Source organism: Vibrio sp. 1978 (genome assembly GCF_033344345.1).
On record NZ_JAWPOP010000017.1, the window covers coordinates 31,540 to 53,079 of the forward strand.

General features: G+C 45.8%; 12 protein-coding genes. 10 read left to right on the forward strand and 2 right to left on the reverse strand.

Annotated features, from left to right (window positions below; translation table 11 throughout):
- From R8N49_RS16510 to tldD, 9 genes are all read left to right on the forward strand, one after another.
- Positions 1-4,056: a DUF6701 domain-containing protein gene (locus R8N49_RS16510; protein ID WP_186584634.1), complete on the forward strand. Its 4,056-nt coding sequence runs from the start codon at positions 1-3 to the stop codon at positions 4,054-4,056.
- A 151-nt stretch (positions 4,057-4,207) separates the two neighbouring features.
- Complete coding sequence (locus R8N49_RS16515; RefSeq protein WP_005381144.1) at positions 4,208-5,251, forward strand: rod shape-determining protein; 1,044 nt, start codon at positions 4,208-4,210, stop codon at positions 5,249-5,251.
- A 150-nt stretch (positions 5,252-5,401) separates the two neighbouring features.
- Positions 5,402-6,298 (forward strand): rod shape-determining protein MreC, encoded by an 897-nt coding sequence (gene mreC / locus R8N49_RS16520; RefSeq protein ID WP_005381142.1) that lies wholly within the window; start codon positions 5,402-5,404, stop codon positions 6,296-6,298.
- Entirely contained in the window at positions 6,288-6,776 is a 489-nt protein-coding gene (gene mreD / locus R8N49_RS16525; protein WP_005381141.1) for a rod shape-determining protein MreD, read from the forward strand. Before mreC ends, mreD begins: the two co-directional genes overlap by 11 nt.
- 4 nt (positions 6,777-6,780) lie before the next feature.
- Entirely contained in the window at positions 6,781-7,350 is a 570-nt protein-coding gene (locus R8N49_RS16530; RefSeq protein WP_005381139.1) for a Maf family protein, read from the forward strand.
- An 18-nt stretch (positions 7,351-7,368) separates the two neighbouring features.
- Positions 7,369-8,838 (forward strand): ribonuclease G, encoded by a 1,470-nt coding sequence (rng, locus tag R8N49_RS16535; protein ID WP_005381138.1) that lies wholly within the window; start codon positions 7,369-7,371, stop codon positions 8,836-8,838.
- A 12-nt stretch (positions 8,839-8,850) separates the two neighbouring features.
- Positions 8,851-12,732, forward strand: a complete 3,882-nt coding sequence (locus R8N49_RS16540; RefSeq protein WP_186584635.1) for a YhdP family protein — start codon at positions 8,851-8,853, stop codon at positions 12,730-12,732.
- Positions 12,733-12,765: 33 nt separating this feature from the next.
- A complete protein-coding gene (locus R8N49_RS16545; RefSeq protein ID WP_005381136.1) occupies positions 12,766-13,587 on the forward strand; it encodes a carbon-nitrogen hydrolase family protein in 822 nt (273 codons plus the stop codon).
- Positions 13,588-13,598: 11 nt separating this feature from the next.
- Complete coding sequence (gene tldD / locus R8N49_RS16550) at positions 13,599-15,044, forward strand: metalloprotease TldD (protein ID WP_005381134.1); 1,446 nt, start codon at positions 13,599-13,601, stop codon at positions 15,042-15,044.
- A gap of 66 nt (positions 15,045-15,110) precedes the next feature.
- On the opposite strand, the gene R8N49_RS16555 is transcribed toward tldD, so the two are convergent.
- A complete protein-coding gene (locus R8N49_RS16555; RefSeq protein ID WP_005381133.1) occupies positions 15,111-16,487 on the reverse strand; it encodes a PhoH family protein in 1,377 nt (458 codons plus the stop codon).
- Between the two features lie 561 nt (positions 16,488-17,048).
- Between R8N49_RS16555 and rapA the strand changes: the two genes are divergently transcribed.
- Complete coding sequence (rapA, locus tag R8N49_RS16560; RefSeq protein WP_005388434.1) at positions 17,049-19,958, forward strand: RNA polymerase-associated protein RapA; 2,910 nt, start codon at positions 17,049-17,051, stop codon at positions 19,956-19,958.
- Positions 19,959-20,066: 108 nt separating this feature from the next.
- Here rapA and R8N49_RS16565 read toward each other — a convergent pair whose 3' ends face one another.
- Positions 20,067-21,332 (reverse strand): NRAMP family divalent metal transporter, encoded by a 1,266-nt coding sequence (locus R8N49_RS16565; RefSeq protein ID WP_085570017.1) that lies wholly within the window; start codon positions 21,330-21,332, stop codon positions 20,067-20,069.
- Positions 21,333-21,540: the final 208 nt, after the last annotated feature.

The window sequence follows — 21,540 nt, forward strand, 5'->3', positions numbered from 1 at the left end:
ATGAAAAAACTGATTTGCTTAGCCTTGATATGTATGATGAGTACGGCGAACGTTCTCGCTAAGGTTCACGATATTACGCCAAGTTGGGACTGGGTGAGGTGGGTCCCTGAAGGTGCAAGCGATTTGTGTGATAACGGTAGTTACCAAGATCGATTTAATTTTTTTGTTAGGCCTACAACCTACGTATGCCCGAACGGACTCACGTTGAATAACGGCGATACTATTGTGTCTGATAGTAAAATGACGATTCGTGTACGAGGTACTATTCAACTCGCTGGCAACAACCAGATCGGTAAATCTAATGCTCATATTGACCTTATTAACGAGACCAGCGATGTTATCGGAGATAACGGTGGCTATGATATTTATGGTGATATTGAGTCGCACGGTAAAATTCAACTTAAGAACCGATCGCATGTTTATGGTTCGATCTTGTCCACGCATGGGGAGGTTATTCTTTCTCAAGCGGTTATTGAAGGAAATGTTACGAGTAAAACGAGCACGATAAAAACCGAACAAAGCGACAATATCATTCGCGGTAACGTTGAAGCTGCTGGAACGGTTACGTTGAAGCAAACCCATGTCGAAGGTAGCGTGACAAGTATCGGTGGTGAGGTGAAAACTGAGCAAAGCGGGAATGAAATTCAAGGTGATATTTCTGCATCAAGCCGGGTTACATTAAATGAAACAAAAGTTACGGGTGACGTTACCAGTAAGGGCTTAGAGGTTATTTTAGAAGCCAATAACCAAGTACACGGAAATATTCTCGCTCTACATAAAGTCGATATTAAAAACTCATTGGTTTGTGGCCGGGTAGAATCAACAGGTAGCGAAGTATCGTTGACTAACTCTAAACTCGATCAAAATCGAGGTGTTTATACTCTTAGTGAAGCGATTCAGTCCCACGGGAAAGCCACAGTAAAAAGCTCGACCGTCTGTGGTTCTGTTAACTCAAAATCACATTCTTACGAGTACAATGATAGTGACATTTATTGTGGTGTAGATGATCCCAACTGTCAGCCCCCCCAGACCGGAGAGTGCCCAATAGAGGCTGTAGCCTCACTTTGTCCTGAATTAGTTCCTGTTATTCCGCCAACACAGCAATGTTCACTATTACCAGAAGAAAACTTCAATTCAGGTTCATTGTCAAACTGGTCGGTGATGGGCTTTGGTACCAGTGACGAGCCCCATATCTCTGATGGACGTTTCATCTTAAACTCAAATAAACCAGAGCAGGCAACAGCCTCTGCATATAACTATATTTTTCCGTCAGATCAGAACTATTTAGAGATTGATTTTGATCACAATGCATATGGTGGGAATGGTGCTGACGGTGTTGCGCTGGTGATTTCTGATGCGAGTGTCCCTCCTCAAACCGGGGCATTTGGTGGTCCGCTTGGTTACGGGATGAAGCTTCTAAAGAATCACTACCCTGAAGTCTCCAAAGATGTAGAAGGCTTTGCTGGTGGTTGGCTAGGTATTGGTATTGATGAGTTTGGTAACTACATTCGTGAAGGGAGCGAGAAAATCGTTTCAAATAGTGTTGCTGATAATGTTGGGGTGCGTGGACAGGGCGTCCAAGATGCGAATGGTAAGTGGCTGAAAGGTTATCCGTATATCACTGGCAAAAAATACAGCAGCTCGTTGGATAATCGAAAAGGTAAAGAGAAACTGCATCGTTATAAAGTAGTTTTAAATTCGCGTAACACCGATACGATAACGCTGGCTGTATTTCGAAAAGTCGGAAAAAATGGCGGATGGGATCCTGTTATCGAAGAGTTTAACGTTTTGGAAAAAGGTGGTTTTAACTATATTCCAGATAACTTCCGTCTGTCGGTAACGGCATCCACAGGTATGCTTACCAATACGCATGATATTGATAACTTCCGAGTCTGTGCGGACAAGTACTCGCGATTAACAGATGGTATTCATCATTTCGAGTTTGACTACTCAGGCTCAGGCAGTACGTGTCAGGCTTCTGATGTGACACTTAGAGCTTGTATGAATGAAAGTTGTTCTGAGCAATATCCTAGAGATGCATACGATGATGGCAGCTTAACGCCTCTCTCTGTCACTTTACTTCCATCTACTGGCAATAATGTTGCCAACTGGGTTGGTGGTACAAATGTACAGTTTGAGAATGAAACTCAGCTTGAGCTGCAAGGTTCAAGAGCTGGCGATATTACTTTGGGTATCGATCAAAGTTCCGTACCACAGTTTGGCTTTGAAGGGGCACGATGTCGAATTAATGGCGGGCCACTATCTGCTAACAACTGTAATGTAACCTTCGCTTCAAATGTGCTTGCGGTGAATGTTAATGATGTAGTTGCTAGTCGCGAAACTACGGGGGAGGACTACCTATCGTTTTGTTCAACTCGAACTGAAGACGGCGGAGAATCTCGCGGTGTTAATATGTCGATTGATTATGAAGTGGCACCGATCGATAGCTCTCAACCTGTCGTGATTTCTTACAAGAAAAAAGTGAAAGATCAGGCTGTGGAATGGAGTTCAAATGTCGAGCTAACCAGAGCTAATAAATACCTGCCTAATGTTTATTTTGATGATGAAGGCAAGGCATTCTTTAAGTTGAGATACTCTGAAGCTGGAAAGGTCAAACTTAAAGCCAGTGTTGAAGGTGTTGATGACTCGGATGGATTCGGCAGCTTCGTTAGTTTTCCTTCAAAACTGAAAGTTACTGCAAAGAGTGGTGATAAGAGCGGAGAGTGCACCAACAGTGAAAATGGCTGTTCTTCGGGGTTTGTTGCTGCTGGTGAAGTTTTTGAGTTAACCATCTCGGCATTGCAAGATGATGATACGGTTGCTGAGAACTATCAAGAGAAGACTATTACGGTTAGTAATAAAGTGAAGTACCCGTCTAATGGTTCATTAGCCAAACTTCTAAATGAGAAGCTACCAGAATCAAGTAAATGGTCTCGTGGTAGTGTGACGTTTGATCAATCGGTTTCAGAAGTCGGTGTTTTCGAGCTTATTGCTGAGGCACCAGTTGCTAAAGATGAAAATGGCGATGATATTGGCACATCTCTATATCTTGGTAGTAATGCATTTAAAATAGCCGATGGTAAGTTAACCATTGGGCGCTTCTATCCGGATTACTTTAAAGTCACCGGGACAGAGTGGACCTACCCTGATAATCAGAATCAATCTGTATATATGGGACAGAATTTTGAATCGGTTAAGTTTGAAGTCACAGCATATAACGCTAACGGTTACACAACTCAAAATTATGGTGGTTTTGCCAATTCTTTAAAAGCAGATTTGTATTTGGCTGGTGGTTACTCAGATAGACTTAGCATTTTGGATTCCGATTTGACTAGTGATAACTGGTCGGGAGCTGTGTGGAGCAAAACTTGGGATAACTCAGTTTATTGGCGTAAAGATTTATCTTTGCCGAGTCCCGATGGTCCATTTAATTCAAAACTACCGGCAGACAAGGATAGTTCCATCGAAACGTCTATTTCGCTTTCACTTAATAATAATGGAACTAAAGTATCTGGCTATGTTGATCCTACGATGTTCTTAAAAGAAGGGCAAAATAGCACTGAAGATAGAATGGTTTCGCAACAGCTACTATCGCAACCTGATGTCAGGTTTGGTCGCATAGCTCTGGATGATGTGGGAGTGAATCAGGGTAAATCTGTTAATATCCCCCTTAGAGTGGAGTATTGGAGAGATACCCGATTCGTTTTAAACAGTAAGGATAACGGGACAACAGTGTCCCCAACTCTAAAAAGCCAGGAGCCAGTTTGGCCTGATGATGGCTCCGACTGCGACATTTTACTTGAAGGCGTCAGAACGACGGTTAACGATGGTGCCATGCGTGAACTTATTGCTAAGCAAGAGCGCGCAGACTGTGGACGTCAACAAGCTGAAGTTTGGCTTAATCTCGACCCTAGTGGTAACAACCTCCCTTGGCTCAAATACGACTGGGACAATGATGGCTCCGAAGAAAACCCATCCTCCGTCGTCACCTTTGGTATTCATCGAGGTAACGATCGCGTGATTTACCGTGGTGAGCCAGGGTTAACCGGACAGTAACAACTTAGGTTTTTGCCCTTAAGTTAGGAAACTGCAAGAAATTGAGGCTTTCTGCTCATGTTTGTGTACCAATACCTTGCTGTGACAGCGAGGCATTGGTACATTTAGAGCAATTTTTGTCTTCTATATTTTTGCAGGATGAGCGAAGAGTATGTTTAAGAAACTTCGTGGCATGTTTTCTAACGATCTATCTATCGATTTAGGTACAGCCAACACTCTAATTTACGTAAAAGGGCAAGGAATTGTCCTTGATGAACCTTCTGTAGTTGCTATTCGTCAAGATCGTGTAGGTTCTGCAAAAAGCGTTGCTGCAGTCGGTCACGCAGCAAAACAGATGCTTGGTCGTACACCTGGCAACATTTCCGCTATTCGCCCAATGAAAGACGGCGTAATCGCTGACTTCTACGTAACCGAAAAAATGCTTCAGCACTTTATCAAGCAAGTGCACGATAACAGCATCCTAAAGCCAAGCCCACGTGTTCTTGTTTGTGTTCCTTGTGGTTCTACCCAAGTTGAGCGTCGCGCAATTCGTGAATCAGCACTTGGTGCTGGTGCGCGTGAAGTTTACCTAATCGACGAGCCAATGGCGGCGGCAATTGGTGCTGGTTTACGCGTATCTGAGCCGACAGGTTCAATGGTGGTCGATATCGGTGGTGGTACAACTGAAGTTGCCGTTATCTCTCTAAACGGTGTGGTTTACTCATCGTCTGTACGTATCGGTGGTGACCGCTTTGATGAAGCTGTGATCAACTACGTACGTCGTAACTACGGCAGCTTGATTGGTGAAGCAACGGCTGAAAAGATCAAACACGAAATCGGTTCTGCTTACCCTGGTGATGAAGTTCAAGAGATTGAAGTTCGCGGTCGTAACCTTGCAGAGGGTGTGCCACGCAGCTTTAGCTTGAACTCAAACGAGATCCTAGAAGCGCTTCAAGAGCCGCTATCTGGCATCGTATCAGCAGTCATGGTTGCACTAGAACAGTGTCCACCAGAGCTTGCTTCAGACATTTCTGAAAACGGTATGGTACTAACCGGTGGTGGTGCACTACTTAAAGACCTAGACCGTCTACTAATGGAAGAAACTGGTATTCCTGTGGTTATCGCGGAAGATCCACTAACGTGTGTTGCGCGTGGTGGCGGTAAAGCACTAGAAATGATCGACATGCACGGTGGCGATCTGTTCTCTGAAGAATAAAGGTTTAGGTGAAGCTCATGTCGGGCTTCACCTTCATTTCTGCTCTCTCTGTAATTCAAACATGCTCCATACCTAAAAGTATTTAGTTAAGTATTTTTAGGTTGCCAAGTAAGGCTCAATAATCATGGAAGCAATCAGGTCAAAAACAAGATGAAACCGATTTTCGGCAGAGGTCCGTCTCTGCAATTACGTCTGTTTTTTGCTGTCATCGTGTCGGCGAGCTTAATGCTGGCCGATAGTCGTCTAGATACGTTTTCCAACGTTCGATACCTACTAAACAGTATGGTTGCACCGATTCAGTACGCAGCGAATTTACCTCGTAGTATGTTCGATGGCGTATTTGAACGTTTTAATTCTCATCAGGCATTGGTTGAAGGCAATCGCAGCTTAAAGCGAGAAGTGCTACGCCTGAAAAGCGAGCTTATCTTGCTCGACCAGTATAAAGAAGAAAACCAACGCTTACGTAAGTTGTTAGGATCTTCATTTGTCCGTGATGAAAAGAAAGTCGTGACAGAAGTAATGGCGGTTGATACTTCACCTTATCGTCATCAAGTGGTGATCGATAAAGGCCGTATTGATGGTGTTTACGTTGGTCAGCCTGTTATCAATGAGAAAGGCATCGTTGGTCAGGTCACGTTTGTCGCAGCGCACAACGCACGTGTTCTGCTGCTAACGGACGCGAAAAATGCAATTCCTGTCCAGGTGATCCGCAATGATATCCGAGTGATCGCATCGGGCAATGGTGAAATGGATGAAATCCAACTGGAGCACATTCCAACCAGCACAGATATTCAGGTTGGTGATTTATTGGTGACATCCGGTTTAGGTGGTATTTACCCTGAAGGATATCCAGTCGCGACGGTTACCAATGTGGATCACGATACGCGTCAAGAGTTCGCCTCAATCAAGGCTGAGCCGGTTGTGGAATTTGATCGCTTACGCTACCTACTGCTGATTTGGCCGAATGAAGACCGTCAACACAAAGTACTACGGTCCAATGTAGATGAAGGGTTAGAGCAAGAACAAGAGGTAACCGATGGCCAATAATGTATTGAGTAGCCGAATGGTGATTGGTGTCAGTTTCTTCGTTGCGCTGGTACTGCAAACCATTCCATGGCCAGGTGTGTTAGATGTGTTACGTCCGTCATGGTTGTTCCTTGTCACGTGTTATTGGGTGTTGGCACTACCGCACCGAGTGAACGTCGGAACTGCGCTAGTGTTGGGCTTATTGTGGGATATCTTGATCGGCTCAACGCTTGGAATTCGTGGCATGATGATGTCGATCGTTATCTACCTTGTGGCGCTGAATTTCCTGTTGATTCGCAACATGGCATTGTGGCAACAGTCGATTTTAATTGCCTTTTTTACTGCGTTATTGGAAGTTTTGATATTCTGTGGGGAATATTTGAACCAGGACGTAGTATTTAATCCATTATCTCTGTGGACGGCGGCAATAAACTGTATACTTTGGCCATGGATGTTTTTATTAATGCGACGAGTTCGTCGTGCATGGCACGTAAGGTAAAGCGGTGAAGAAAAGCTTATCTCTCGTTCTCGCATCGGGTTCTCCGAGAAGAAAAGAGCTGCTTGCTCAACTGGGTTATGATTTTGAGATCGTATTGCCTGATATTGAGGAAGCCAAACAGGCTCATGAGCAAGCACGAGATTACGTGTTGCGTCTTTCTTTGGAAAAAGCTCAGGCAGGCTTAGCGTTGGCTAAGCCTGATTCCGTTGTATTGGGCTCTGATACGGTCGTAGTATGCGATGACCGTGTGCTAGAAAAACCAAAAAGCTTTGAAGATTCAAAGCGTATGCTTACTGACTTATCCGGTCGTCGTCATCAAGTGATGACTGCGGTGAGCGTTGTATCATCGGAACAACAACATTCAGTGGTCGTTACCACTGACGTGTGGTTCAAACCACTGACTCACGAAGAAATCGAACAATATTGGCAGTCAGGAGAGCCATGCGATAAAGCTGGAAGTTATGGTATTCAGGGACTCGGAGGGCGATTTGTCACCCGAATCGAAGGCAGTTATCACGCTGTAGTAGGCTTACCTTTGTTCGAAACCGATCAGCTAATTCAAGAATTTTTATAATTGTTTTGAGGTGTGCACATGAGTGCAGAATTGCTGCTTAACGTGACCCCGAGTGAAACTCGTGTGGCCATGATTGAAGGTGGAGTACTACAAGAAATACATATCGAGCGCGAATCGCGTCGCGGTATTGTGGGCAATATATACAAAGGCAAAGTAAGTCGAGTGTTACCAGGTATGCAGGCGGCTTTCGTCGACATTGGTTTAGATAAAGCGGCGTTTTTACATGCGTCAGATATTGTTCCTCATACCGAATGTGTGGCAGAAAACGAAAAACAGCAGTTTCAAGTCCGTGATATCTCTGAACTGGTACGCCAGGGACAAGACATTGTTGTGCAAGTGGTCAAAGATCCGCTCGGCACGAAAGGTGCGCGTTTAACGACGGATATCACCTTACCTTCGCGTTATCTTGTTTTTATGCCGGGGGCCAGCCATGTCGGTGTTTCGCAGCGTATTGAAAGTGAAAAAGAGCGCGAGCGTTTGAAAAAGGTGGTGAACCATTACTGCGATGAGCACGGTGGTTTTATCATTCGTACCGCGGCAGAAGGCGCTGATGAAAAAGAGCTCTCTCAAGATGCGGCATTTTTAAAGCGTTTGTGGTTAAAAGTCATGGAGCGTCGCTCAAAATACAAAACGCGTTCAACACTTTACGGTGAACTCGGCTTAGCTCAACGCATTCTGCGTGACTTTGTTGGCACAGAGCTCGATAAGATCATGGTCGACTCCCGCCTTGAATATGAAAACCTGAAAGAATTCACTTCTGAGTATGTACCGGAGTTAACAGATAAGCTTGAGCTTTACGAAGGTGACAAGCCAATCTTTGACATGTACGACACCGAAAACGAAATTCAGCGTTCTTTAGAGCGCAAGGTCGAGCTAAAATCGGGCGGCTATTTGATCATCGATCAAACCGAAGCCATGACCACCATCGATATCAACACGGGTGCATTTGTTGGTCGTCGTAATCTCGAAGAGACTATCTTCAATACCAATATAGAGGCAACGCAAGCTATTGCGCGTCAGCTACGTTTACGTAACCTCGGCGGTATCATCATTATTGATTTTATCGATATGGCATCCGAAGAGCATCGTCAGCGAGTACTTACCTCACTGGAAACGGCGCTGGCGAAAGACCGAGTAAAAACCAACATCAACGGCTTTACCCAGCTTGGCTTAGTTGAAATGACGCGTAAGCGCACGCGAGAAAGTATTGAACATATCTTGTGTTCTGGCTGTCCTACTTGTGAAGGCCGTGGCAGCGTGAAAACGGTCGAAACCGTATGCTTTGAGATATTACGCGAGATTACTCGTGTGAACCGTGCTTACGACGCCGATAATTTTGTCGTGTACGCATCGCCGTTTGTTGCTGAAGCGCTATTGGGCGATGAGTCTCATGCGTTGGCTGAGCTCGAAGTATTTATTGGCAAGCAAGTGCGAGTTCAGGCTGAACCCCTGTACATTCAGGAACAGTTTGACGTCGTAATGATGTAATTTGGAACATTTGTGAATTCTGGTGTTAACCGTTTTGGGCGTTTTTGTGCGTGGAGTTTAGTTACTGTATTAGTGTTATTAGCCATATTAGTAACCACGCTTCGCGTCACACTGCCGCAACTTAACCACTTCCAAGATGAGATCAAAACCTGGGTCAAACAAGGCACAGGTTTTGACGTTTCTATTGCCAATGTCGCAGGGACGTGGCGCAATAATCATCCCTCAATCGCGTTACTGGGTTTAGAGGCAAATCTACCAAACGTGCAAGATGCACGCTTCGCTGTTGAAGAAGTCCAAATTGAGTTCGACCTTATTCAATCTCTTTTTCAACTTAAACCTGTAGTTGCAGACCTTACCATTCATAACCTCGCTTTAGACATTCACACGGTAGACATTCTGCCGACTTCTCATCGTCAAGATCCGAAGCCTGAAGTGGATAAGAGCGAAGTGAAACTCATTGACCAACTCGACTCACTTCTTTTACGTCAGTTCGAAGACTTCACTATTAGCGATTCACGGATTTGGTATAAGTCGGTGTCTGGTGAAACTCGCCGTTTAGATATTGAGCAGCTTCGTTGGAGCAATCAAGGGAAACGTCACGTAGCCGAAGGCACGGTTAGCATTGCCGATGTTCGCCTGAACTCATTGTTAGTAAGCGCTAACTTTAAAGATCATGGCTCGTTGCGTGATGTATCTGGTGAGTTTTACGTGAGTGCTCAAGATGTCTCGGTCACACCTTGGCTGACCACTTACATGCAAGAAGAGTCAGGAGCAGAGTCGGGTAAAGTCAGCTTAAATACTTGGCTAACGCTCAAACATAGCCAACCGCATGATGCTTATGTTGAATTGCTGCCTTCCGAGTTGGTGTGGAATGAAGATGGACATCATGAGCTGTTTATTGAGTCTGGAATTTTCAATCTTCGACCAGATAAACAAGGCTGGAAAGTAAATGGCCACTCACTTCAGATCAGAACCGATAATACCCCTTGGCCAGAGCTAGACGTCGCGTTTGATTGGCAACCAAACGGCTGGATGCTTAATCTCTCTCAACTCGACATCGAAGCACTCATTCCGCTCATCAAGCTGGCTCCGGAGTCAGAGTCGACCAGCGACCTTATTAACAAACTAGCACCGAAAGGTCGGGTCGAAGATGTCCGATTGTCAATGAACGGTGGTTTAGACACCTTACGCTACTCGGCTGAACTGGATGAACTCGCGATGACACAATGGGAGCTCCTACCCGGGTTTCATCACGTACAGGGCAGCGTATCGGGGGATGTGAATCAAGCTAAAGCAAAAGTCACCGTCATTGATGATGTCTTTCCGTACGGCGATGTATTCCAAGCTCCGCTGAATATCAAACAAGGTGAAGTCGATATTATCTGGCAGCAAGATGATGCGGGTTGGCGTTTGTGGTCGGATAAAGTGACGGCAGCAACGCCTGATCTTCAAGTTTTGGGGGCATTTCGTCTTGATTTCCCAAAAGAACAAAGCCCATTTTTATCGTTCTATGCCGAAGCGGATCTCTACAACGCGGGTGAAACATGGCGCTATCTACCGACTCTGGCACTTGGACAAGACTTGACCGACTATCTTTCGACCGCGATTCAGGGCGGAAAAGTGAATACAGCGAAATTGTTGTGGTATGGCGAGTTAGGTGATTTTCCTTACAAAGAACATAATGGCATGTTCCAAGCTTGGGTTGGATTAAAAGACGCGAAATTTAGCTTTGATACGGCATGGCCAACCATCACGGATTTGCAGCTAGACTTGCTGTTTGAAAATGATGCCATGTATTTGGATTCAAAATCAGCCACACTAAATGGCGTTCATGCCAAGCGTATCACTGGGCGAATCCCTGAGTTGGCAGAAGGTGGACACATCGAGATTGAAGCGAAAGCAAGCGCGCCGGGTAATGAAGTCCGTGACTACATGATGGCGACGCCATTAGTGGATTCAGTCGGTGCCGCATTGACAGCGCTGCAAGTGAGTGGTCCCGTTTACTCTGAGTTTCAACTCAATATACCGTTTGATTTTGAGAAAGAGTCTCGCGCTTGGGGTTATGCCGATTTAACAGAAAATCGTGTTGATATTGAAGCGCCGCCAATGACGCTTGAAAACGCCACAGGGCGTATCACCTTCGACAATGATGTGGTTACCACATCGGGTTTGTCGGCCGAATTATTACAACAGCCTATCTCTCTTGATTTCCATGGGGAGAGTGCGGAGCAAGGCTACAACGTGACAATTAATACACTAGGAGATTGGGATGTCGAGCCTCTCAAACCCTATGTCGGTGAGCGTTGGTTAAACCTTGTTTCTGGCCATGCGCCGTGGCAAATGGACATTGACTTGCAACTCAATGATGTTGGTTTCACTTATCAGCTTGAAGTGCTGGCGCAGCTAAATCGTCTGGCTAGTCAATATCCTTATCCTTTAGCGAAAAAAATTGGTGAGTCTGGGCAAGCGAAACTGCAAGCATCCGGTAACCAAGAGAGTATTTCAGCAAGACTACAGATCCCAAATGTGAAGTATCAAACTGAGATAGATATCGCTGGCGATGTCCCGGTTCTGACTGCGACTCATTTAATGGTTGGCAAAGGTGGCTTCCGGATTAGTCCTATTGTCGGGCACGATGCTTCGGTGCGTGTCGAAGAACTGAATTTAGACCAATGGGCGGAGCTTGCGCAGGTCTCTGAGAGCAAGCCGTCATCGTCTGTTTTGGCAAGCATGAAAACGCCGACCATTCCATTGCCGACACGCATTGAAGTTGAAACGCCAAACTTACAGCTCGGTGGGATTGAGTTTCATGATGTGGATTTTTCAGCAAGCAAGAAAAATTTGAGTTGGCAACTCGATGTGGACAGTCAAGAGGTTAAAGGGAAAGCTAACTATCTGAAACCCTATGATCTATCGGTCTCTTTAGAGCACTTGCATCTGTACATTCCAGGGTTTGAAGAGATGACCAAAGAGCGCAGCTCAATCTTTGCGAGTGAAGATCAAAACGCACCTTTGATTACCAATTTTGACCGCAAGTTTCACGCAGAGATGCCAAACTTAACTTTGAACATTGATGATTTTTGGCTGCAAGGCTACAAAGTGGGCAAAGTGAATGTTGATTTGCAGCGTCGCCAGAACCGTTTGGAGTGGAAAAATATCACCTTTAGTAGCGGCAAAAACCGCATTGATATGAGTGGTTGGTGGGACCTGACGAAAGAGAGTAGCCATTCCAACTTAACCATGAAAATGAAAGGTGATAACAACACCGATCTTATGGAGCGCTTTGGTATTACATCAGGCATTCAACAAGCACCATTTGAGATCAATGCCAATATGGAATGGGACGGCGCACCTTGGTCAATGAAGACACAAACCTTGCAAGGAAACGTCTCAACGGAATTTGGTAAAGGCGTGATCAGTGAAGTTAGTGGTGCGGCACGCTTGTTAGGCTTGTTTAGCTTGGATTCTATCATCCGTAAGATGCAGCTCGACTTTACCGACGTATTCGATAAAGGCATGGCATTCAACTCGATCACGGGAACGGGCAAAATCCAAGACGGTGTGTTTATCACCAATGATATCGTAATGGATGCGTTAGCAGGGGAAATGCAAATCCGCGGCATCGCTAATATGAACAGCAGAATGGTTGATGCGGAAGTGAAATTCACACCAGACATCACATCAGGCCTACCAATGCTGACCGCGTTTGCCGTTGCGCCTCAAACTGCTTTGTATGTCTTGGCCATCTCTACGGTGATATCTCCGGTGGTTGAGGTCTTCACTCAAGTCAATTATGAAGTGAAAGGCCCACTAGATTCACCAACGGTGAAAGAAATTTCGCGAAGTAAAGGTGAATACAAGCTGCCAGAAAAACTGCGTGAACAGGCCAAATAACTCACCGAATATAATGGAATAGGGAGGAAACACATGGAGCGTGTTGGCATTATTCAAATGACTTCGGGTCCGGATATTAACGCGAATTTGGACTTCATTGAAAAACAGTGTGCTTTAGCGAGCAAGCAAGGTGCCAAACTTGTTCTTACTCCTGAAAATACAGTGCTATTTTCCAGTCGCGAAGCTTATCATCAACATGCAGAGCCACTTGGCAGTGGCATGATTCAACAGCGGCTCTGTGAAATCGCTAGAAAGAACCAGTTAACGCTAATTGTCGGAAGCATGCCCATTCAAACCGCAAAAGGTGTCACCACCACAACACTTGTATTTCCGCCGCACGGTAAATGCATTGCTCACTATGACAAACTGCATATGTTTGATGTCGACGTAGCCGATGGTTATGGTAGTTATCGTGAGTCGGATACGTTTATGGCGGGTAATCAAATAGTCGTTGCGGAAACTGATATCGGCAGTGTTGGATTGAGTATTTGTTATGATTTACGTTTCCCAGAACTTTATAAAGTATTGCGTCAAGAAGGGGCGGATATCATTGTGGTGCCCGCTGCGTTTACCGCTGTGACGGGGCAAGCTCACTGGGAAGTATTATTGCGAGCTAGAGCGATTGAGACACAATGTTGGATTTTGGCAAGCGGACAAACTGGAACGCATCCATGTGGACGAAAAACATGGGGACACTCAATGGTCGTTGACCCTTGGGGACGTATCCATAAACAGCTTCAGGATGAAGTAGGCTTATTGGTGACAGAGATAGATTTGTCACAAAGCCAACAAGTAAGGCAGAATATGCCGCTGACTCAACACAGTCGCTTTCAAAATGAATTGAGACGGAAATAAAAGAGCTAACTATGAGCACAAACCAAATAGAACAGGCACTCCTTGCCCCAAATGGTCTGACAGAACAAGACATTGCTGACACGCTTGCCAGCATTGCGACGCGCCAGATCGATTATGCGGACATTTACTTTCAGTCCAGCTGGCATGAGTCTCTGGTTCTAGAAGATAGCATCATCAAAGATGGCTCTTTTAACATTGATTGTGGTGTTGGTGTCCGTGCAGTAACTGGCGAGAAAACAGGCTTTGCCTACTCTGATCAAATCCAGCCTGAAGGCCTGAAGCAGAGTGCAATGGCGGCGCGCGGTATTGCTCAGCAAGGGCAAAATGGCAAAGTCCAAGCGTTTAAACGCACCGAAAACCAAGCGTACTACGCCGCTGTGAATCCACTAGCTGAATGGGAAAAGCAGCAAAAAACAGAATTGCTCAAATCTCTAGATGCTTACATCCGCACTAAAGAACCATTGATTAAAGAAGTCTCGATCAGCATCAGCGGTGTGCATGAGCAGATGCTTGTTGCGGCAACAGACGGTACTTATGCAGGCGATATTCGTCCTTTGGTGCGTTTGTCTATTAGCGTGCTCGCACAAAAAGGTGAACGACGTGAACGCGGTAGTGCTGGTGGCGGCGGCCGTTTCGGTTACGATTTCTTTTTAACGGAAAGCAATGGTGTGAAACAAGCTTTTCATTACGCAGACGAAGCGATTCGCATGGCGTTAATCAACCTTGAAGCAGAAGCCGCACCAGCTGGCATGATGCCAGTGGTATTGGGTTCTGGCTGGCCTGGCGTGTTGCTACACGAAGCGGTAGGTCATGGCCTAGAAGGTGACTTTAACCGGAAGGAATCTTCGGTTTTCTCTGGCAAAATGGGTCAACAAGTGACGTCTTCGTTGTGTACCATCGTCGATGATGGCACGTTAAAAGACCTTCGTGGTTCACTGAATGTGGATGATGAAGGGGTAAACGGTCAGTACAACACGCTTATCGAGAATGGTGTGCTGAAAGGCTATATGCAAGACAAGCTAAACGCGCGGCTAATGGGTGTAAATCCAACGGGTAACGGTCGTCGTGAATCGTATGCACACTTGCCAATGCCTCGTATGACCAACACTTACATGCTTCCAGGTGAACATACGCCAGAAGAAATTATCTCGACGGTCGAGAAAGGGTTGTATGCGCCAAACTTTGGTGGCGGCCAGGTGGACATTACTTCGGGTAAGTTTGTGTTCTCTGCATCGGAAGCGTACTTGATTGAAAACGGTAAAATTACGCGCCCTGTTAAAGGTGCGACGTTGATTGGCTCAGGTATCGAAGCAATGCAGCAAGTGTCTATGGTCGGTAACGACCTAAGTATCGACAAGGGCGTTGGCGTATGTGGTAAAGCAGGTCAAAGTGTGCCAGTTGGTGTTGGTCAGCCGACCTTGAAGCTGGACTCACTGACAGTGGGTGGCACGGAGTAACTCAGTCGAATCGTTATAAAAAGAGCGCTCATTAGAGCGCTCTTTTGCTTTGTGAGTCGGTGTCAATTACAGGTTTTCTTCAGCAAATTCCGCCAAGCGGCTACGAACCACGCCGTTGAGGTGAATATTTGCGCTGCCTTCAAAGTTCTTGAAGCGCTCAACCATGTACGTCAATCCTGATGTCACTGGGGTGAGGTAATGAGAGTCAATCTGCGCCAAGTTACCGGAGCAGACGATTTTGGTTCCTTCGCCACAGCGGGTAATGATGGTTTTGATTTGTGATGCAGTGAGGTTTTGACACTCATCAAGCAGTACAAACGCATTTTGAATCGAACGGCCACGCATAAAGTTGATCGATTTAAATTGAATGTTGGCTTTATCGCAGATGTACTTCAATGAGCCTTCAGTGCAGTGATCGTGTTTATGTAGTGCTTCCAAGGTATCGGTCACCGCCGCTAACCACGGCATCATTTTCTCCTCTTCGGAGCCGGGTAAGAAGCCGATGGATTCACCGATATCTGGCGTGTTACGTGTTACGATAATTTTATCGAACATGCTTTTTTCAATGGTTTGCTCCAATGCTGCTGCCATTGCCAGTAATGTCTTACCACTACCCGCCGCACCCGTTAGAATCACCAAGTCAATTTCTGGATCGAGTAAAGCATCTAACGCCATTCCCTGGTAGATATTTTTAGGTGTGATGTCCCAAGCCTTACGATGCATTAGACGTTCGCGGCTCAGGTCGAGAAGCGTTAGCTTGTCTTCATTGATGGTTTCTACGCGACCAGCAAAGTCACTGTCTTCATCAATAACGTATTGGTTGATAAAGGTTGGGTCGAAGGGTTCGCGACTGAGTTTGTGGTAAGTTTTTCCGCCCAGAGCATAGCTTTCTACTTCCTCAATACCGCTCCAGAAATCACCTTCACGCAATTGAAAGCCTTTGGTTAGGTATTGAATGTCGTCAATCAGTTGGTCGGTTCTATAGTCCTCAACAAAGCGTACACCAGCCCCTTTGGCTCGCAGACGCATGTTGATGTCTTTCGTGATCAGTACCACTTCACGTGGTGCACGTTTATTTTGCAGATAAAGCACCGCGTTGAGAATACGGTTGTCACCGGCTTTGTCGGCGAAGGCTTTGACAGTTTCCTGCAGTTCAAAATCCGCCAAAATGGAAATAGTACCTTGGTCGGGGTTGTCTTTAGAAACAGGAATGCCTTCAGAGATTTCATCTGGCGTTGCTTCTTTAAACAAATCTTCCAAGGTGCGAATAGCCACGCGCGCATCTCTTGCAACGTCGCGCTTACTGTCTTTGATTCGGTCGAGTTCTTCCAACACGGTCATGGGGATAACGACATCGTGTTCTTGGAAAGAGAAGATGGCAAAGGGTTCATGAAGAAGAATGTTGGTATCGAGTACAAACAGTTTCCGATCGGTATCGCCCATAGCGTCTCCTTGCCGTAGTACGGCTCTGCATGCGAGTTGTTAGGTCGTTTCCAAATAGGTGTGAAGTGACCTAACTCTGATTGCTTGCAATAGAGGTTGTCGGGCTGATGTCGGCTAGTGTGCAACCGAGTAGCAAGACAACTTACTGCAAACCCGTGTTGATCCTAATCGTGTACTAACGCGCTTAAATCATATGCAATGGTTTTAAACGCCCCTCATTAGAAGTATACGTAATATTTACGTTCTACAACTTAATAATTGGCATGAGTATTTTACAATTTGATTGCATTTAGAGTTTGGGAAAAAAAGTTTCTGCTTGGTGCGGTTTCGGCGTGACCTAAATCACAGCTTCAAGTAAGATTAGCGACCTTTTTCTGCGTATAGGCTACGTCCGATTTATCATGTTGAGCTGGCTTAAAAAATACTCAGTTCATACTGGAATGACGAATGCTATCGGCATAGCAGAAGCCAGAATCAGATCTAAACTATTATCCGTGCCTACGGGCATGAGTAGACCAACAAGAAATACGAATCAAGAACTAATAACGAGGTAGTCAATTCATGACATTTGCTTTGGGGCAGCGCTGGATTAGCGATACGGAAAGCGATTTAGGTTTAGGTACCGTTGTAGCAATGGATGCTCGTACTGTGACATTGATGTTTGCAGCGTCAGAGGAAAACCGAGTTTACGCACGTAACGATGCACCTGTTACCCGAGTCACCTTTAATGTTGGGGATGTCATCGATTGCCAAGAAGGTTGGTCTCTAAAAGTAGAAGAAGTACTGGAAGATGAAGGTCTTTACACCTATTTCGGTACTCGTGAAGACACGCAAGAAACCGCTGTTGTTCTGCGTGAGATTTTCCTTAGCAACCAAATTCGTTTTAACAAACCTCAAGATAAGTTGTACGCCGGTCAAATCGACCGTATGGACAACTTTGTTCTGCGTTACCGTGCGCTAACCAACCAGTTTGAGCAGCATAAGAGCCCAATGCGTGGCCTATGCGGTATGCGTGCAGGTTTGATCCCTCATCAGCTTTACATCGCGCACGAAGTTGGCCGTCGTCACGCGCCACGCGTCTTGTTGGCGGATGAGGTAGGTTTGGGTAAAACCATTGAAGCGGGTATGATCATCCACCAACAAGTTCTGTCTGGTCGTGCCGAACGCATTTTGATTGTGGTGCCTGAAACACTGCAGCATCAATGGCTGGTTGAGATGATGCGTCGTTTCAATCTGCATTTCTCTATCTTTGACGAAGAGCGCTGTATCGAAGCTTTTGCGGATGCAGAAAACCCATTTGATACTCAGCAATATGTGCTGTGTTCTTTGGATTTCCTACGCAAGAGCCGCAAGCGTTTTGAACAAGCACTGGAAGGTGAATGGGACCTACTGGTTGTCGATGAAGCGCATCACCTTGAATGGAGCCAAGATAAACCGAGCCGTGAATACCAAGTGGTAGAAGGCTTGGCTGAACGTACTCCAGGTGTGTTGCTACTGACTGCAACGCCAGAGCAGCTTGGTCGTGAGAGTCACTTTGCTCGTCTGCGTTTGTTGGATCCAGACCGCTTCTATGATTACGAAGCATTCGTTGAGGAAGAAGAGCAATACGCGCCCGTAGCAGATGCGATTACTTCACTCTTTTCCGGTGAAAAGCTACCTAATGAAGCAAAAAACCAGATCACTGAGTTGTTGTCTGAACAAGACGTAGAACCACTTTTCCGTATTATTGAAAGTGAAGCGGACGAAGAAGCTAAAGCGTCGGCACGCCAAGAGCTGATCGATAACTTGATGGATCGTCATGGTACAGGGCGTGTTTTGTTCCGTAACACGCGCGCGGCCATCAAAGGCTTCCCTACGCGTAACGTGCATCTGATGCCAATGGATATTCCACCGCAATACACTACATCAATGCGTGTTGCTGGAATGATTGGCGGTAAGATGAGTTCTGAAGCACGTGCGATGAAGAACCTTTACCCGGAAGAAATTTTCCAAGAATTTGAAGGCGATGACGCGAGCTGGTGGCAGTTTGACTCGCGTGTGAATTGGTTGCTTGAAAAAGTAAAAGAGAAGCGCAGCGAGAAAATCCTCGTGATTGCTTCTCGTGCGAGTACCGCACTGCAATTGGAGCAAGCACTGCGTGAGCGTGAAGGTATCCGCGCCACCGTTTTCCACGAAGGTATGTCGATTCTTGAACGTGACAAAGCGGCGGCTTACTTTGCGCAAGAAGAAGGTGGAGCACAAGTTCTTATCTGTAGCGAAATCGGCTCTGAAGGTCGTAACTTCCAGTTTGCCAACCAACTTGTCATGTTTGACTTGCCATTCAACCCAGACTTGCTTGAGCAACGTATTGGTCGTTTGGACCGTATCGGTCAAAATCGCGATATCGACATTCATGTTCCTTACCTGAAAGGCACATCGCAAGCGATCCTAGCACGTTGGTTCGATGAAGGCCTGAACGCTTTTGCGGAAACCTGCCCAACAGGCCGTGCTGTTTACGATAAGTACTCCGATGATCTGATTGAAATTCTTGCCTCTGGTGATACCAGCACGCTAGATGAGATCATTGAAGCGTCAGCAAAAATGAATAAAGAGCTGAAATCCCAATTGGAGCAAGGCCGTGATCGCCTATTAGAAATGCATTCAAATGGCGGGGAAAAAGCACAACAAATCGTTGAGAAAATTGAATCAACCGACGGCGATACCAATCTGGTCACCTTCGCACTTTCTCTTTTTGACACGATTGGCTTGAATCAAGACGATAAAGGTGAAAACGCCCTGATTGTGACCCCATCTGAGCACATGATGGTGCCAAGCTACCCAGGTCTGCCATACGAAGGAGCGACGATCACGTTTGATCGTGATACAGCGTTATCTCGTGAAGATATGCACTTTATCAGTTGGGAACACCCAATGATCCAGGGTGGTATCGATCTTCTTATGAGTGAAGGGGTGGGGACGTCTGCGGTATCTCTATTGAAAAACAAAGCGTTACCAGTCGGGACTATTCTTCTTGAGTTGATTTACGCGGTAGATGCGCAAGCGCCAAAACGCAGTGGTATCGCGCGCTTCTTACCGAAAACGCCAATCCGTTTAATGATGGACTCGCGTGGTAATGATTTGTCTGCTCAAGTGGAGTTTGAAAGCTTTAACCGCCAGCTCAGCCCTGTAAACCGTCACTTAGGTAGCAAGTTGGTTACGTCGGTACAGAAAGACGTACACCGCTTAATTGAAGCTGGTGATGTTCTTATTGAAGAGAAGGTCGAAGAAGTACGCAAGCAAGCTCATCAAGATATGCAGCACAGTTTGAATGCAGAGCTTGAGCGTTTGCAAGCACTGAAAGCGGTGAACCCAAATATTCGTGACGAAGAAATTGAAGCTATCGACGCACAAATTAAAGAGCTCACTGGTTACATCAACCAAGCTCAGGTTCAGCTCGACTCGCTGCGTTTGATTGTGGTGAGCCACAACTAAGTAAGTATTTATTGCTCATTAAAAAAGGTCTTCAGTTGAAGACCTTTTTCTTTATTTACGGTTTAGTTTCTTTATGCGGAATGCATTAATCACTGATAGCTATCTCATTTACATCAACCACTTCCACCAAATAAACACAGCCAAGAAGCCAAACAAGTAAATCAGGCCTGCAATCGACAACCACTTTAGTTTAGGTCCAACAGCCAAAGGCTCAGGTAACTTGGTTTTGCTCACTAATGTGTAATTTAGCAGAGCAAAGAATGGCGTGGTCATAAAGGCGAGGATCATCGCAAAGTTCAGCATAGGCAATAACGCAGAAGCCCAGAAAACCACAATACCCAATGCAAGTAAGGAGACTACCAGCATGATCGCTGAAGTGGTTTTAGGGTTAGTGTCTGGTTGCGAGCGCAGTAAGCGTTGAGAATCCGAAATAACGCGCGAATAGCCATCAATAACGGTAATCGTGCTGCCAAAGATACAGAAAAACGCAATTACCGCGATTAAGTAACGAGACCATTCGCCAATCGTTGCCGCATATAAGCCAACCAATTGGTGGGAGAAGCCAACGCCAGAGCTTTCAAGCGCAACGCCAGAACCATAAAGCATCAAAGAGCCTAGCGATACAAAGATAATGGCAAGAAACGCCGTGCCAATATAACCGACATTAAAGTCAAATAGAGCAGAGCGGTATGTTACTTCTTGCTGGCTTGATTGGCGTTTTAGCCACGCTGAGGTTAAACAGGAGATCTCAATCGGTGCAGGCATCCACCCCATTGTCACAACGATAAAACCAATAGCCGCAATAGACCAAGGTGACGGCGGCTCGAAGTTGGCCACTTGTTCAACAGGGTTACCAAAGGCGATAGAAACAGCGAGTAAAGTCGCGATGGTTAACACCGACATGATCACCTTAGATAGCGTATCGAGCGCTTTGTAATGGCCAGCAAATAATATGATCAGGCAGGTGACAATCACAATGATGCTGAGTGATGCCATTGATAGTGAAAACGGAATGAAGTAGCCCAGCAAGCTAGCGCTAAACATCAACAAAGCGGCGGTATTGATGACGGCCGATACCACGCTAAGAAATAGAAATAGCCATAGATAAGGCCGACCTAATTTCGCGTAGCCCTCAACCAAGGTGAGCCCTGTCCCCATGGTGTACTGTACGCCCGCTCGGAAAAAAGGGTATTTAAACAGGTTTACGAGCAGAATCAGTGCAGCCAATTGCCAACCATAAATCGCACCAGCCTTGGTTGATGCCACGAGGTGAGAGCCACCGACCGCAGCAGATGCCATTAATATGCCGGGGCCTAGCGAACGAAAAAATAAGGAAAGTTTGGATTGGGGTTTATCTATAACGGCGGAGTCCATTGCTTATTGTCCTTTTTATCTTATGTATCTTTCTAAAGAGATACATACCGCAGTACATGACAAGCTGAGCGATCGCCCTATACTGCGCAACGGTAATGTCTTTTAAATGCTGTGTTTTGGTGTATTTATTTTAAGTATTCTTTGCGAATATCATGCTGTGTGCATCTAGCACTCTATTCAGTTATGCGTCTTGTTGTCAAACTAAATT

Excerpts from the sequence above, each read along its gene's own strand:
- R8N49_RS16510 (WP_186584634.1), top strand. The coding sequence starts at position 1 with ATGAAAAAACTGATTTGCTTAGCCTTGATATGTATGATGAGTACGGCG.
- R8N49_RS16515 (WP_005381144.1), top strand. The coding sequence starts at position 4,208 with ATGTTTAAGAAACTTCGTGGCATGTTTTCTAACGATCTATCTATCGAT.
- mreC (WP_005381142.1), top strand. The coding sequence starts at position 5,402 with ATGAAACCGATTTTCGGCAGAGGTCCGTCTCTGCAATTACGTCTGTTT.
- mreD (WP_005381141.1), top strand. The coding sequence starts at position 6,288 with ATGGCCAATAATGTATTGAGTAGCCGAATGGTGATTGGTGTCAGTTTC.
- rng (WP_005381138.1), top strand. The coding sequence starts at position 7,369 with ATGAGTGCAGAATTGCTGCTTAACGTGACCCCGAGTGAAACTCGTGTG.
- R8N49_RS16545 (WP_005381136.1), top strand. The coding sequence starts at position 12,766 with ATGGAGCGTGTTGGCATTATTCAAATGACTTCGGGTCCGGATATTAAC.
- tldD (WP_005381134.1), top strand. The coding sequence starts at position 13,599 with ATGAGCACAAACCAAATAGAACAGGCACTCCTTGCCCCAAATGGTCTG.
- R8N49_RS16555 (WP_005381133.1), bottom strand. The coding sequence starts at position 16,487 with ATGGGCGATACCGATCGGAAACTGTTTGTACTCGATACCAACATTCTT.
- rapA (WP_005388434.1), top strand. The coding sequence starts at position 17,049 with ATGACATTTGCTTTGGGGCAGCGCTGGATTAGCGATACGGAAAGCGAT.
- R8N49_RS16565 (WP_085570017.1), bottom strand. The coding sequence starts at position 21,332 with ATGGACTCCGCCGTTATAGATAAACCCCAATCCAAACTTTCCTTATTT.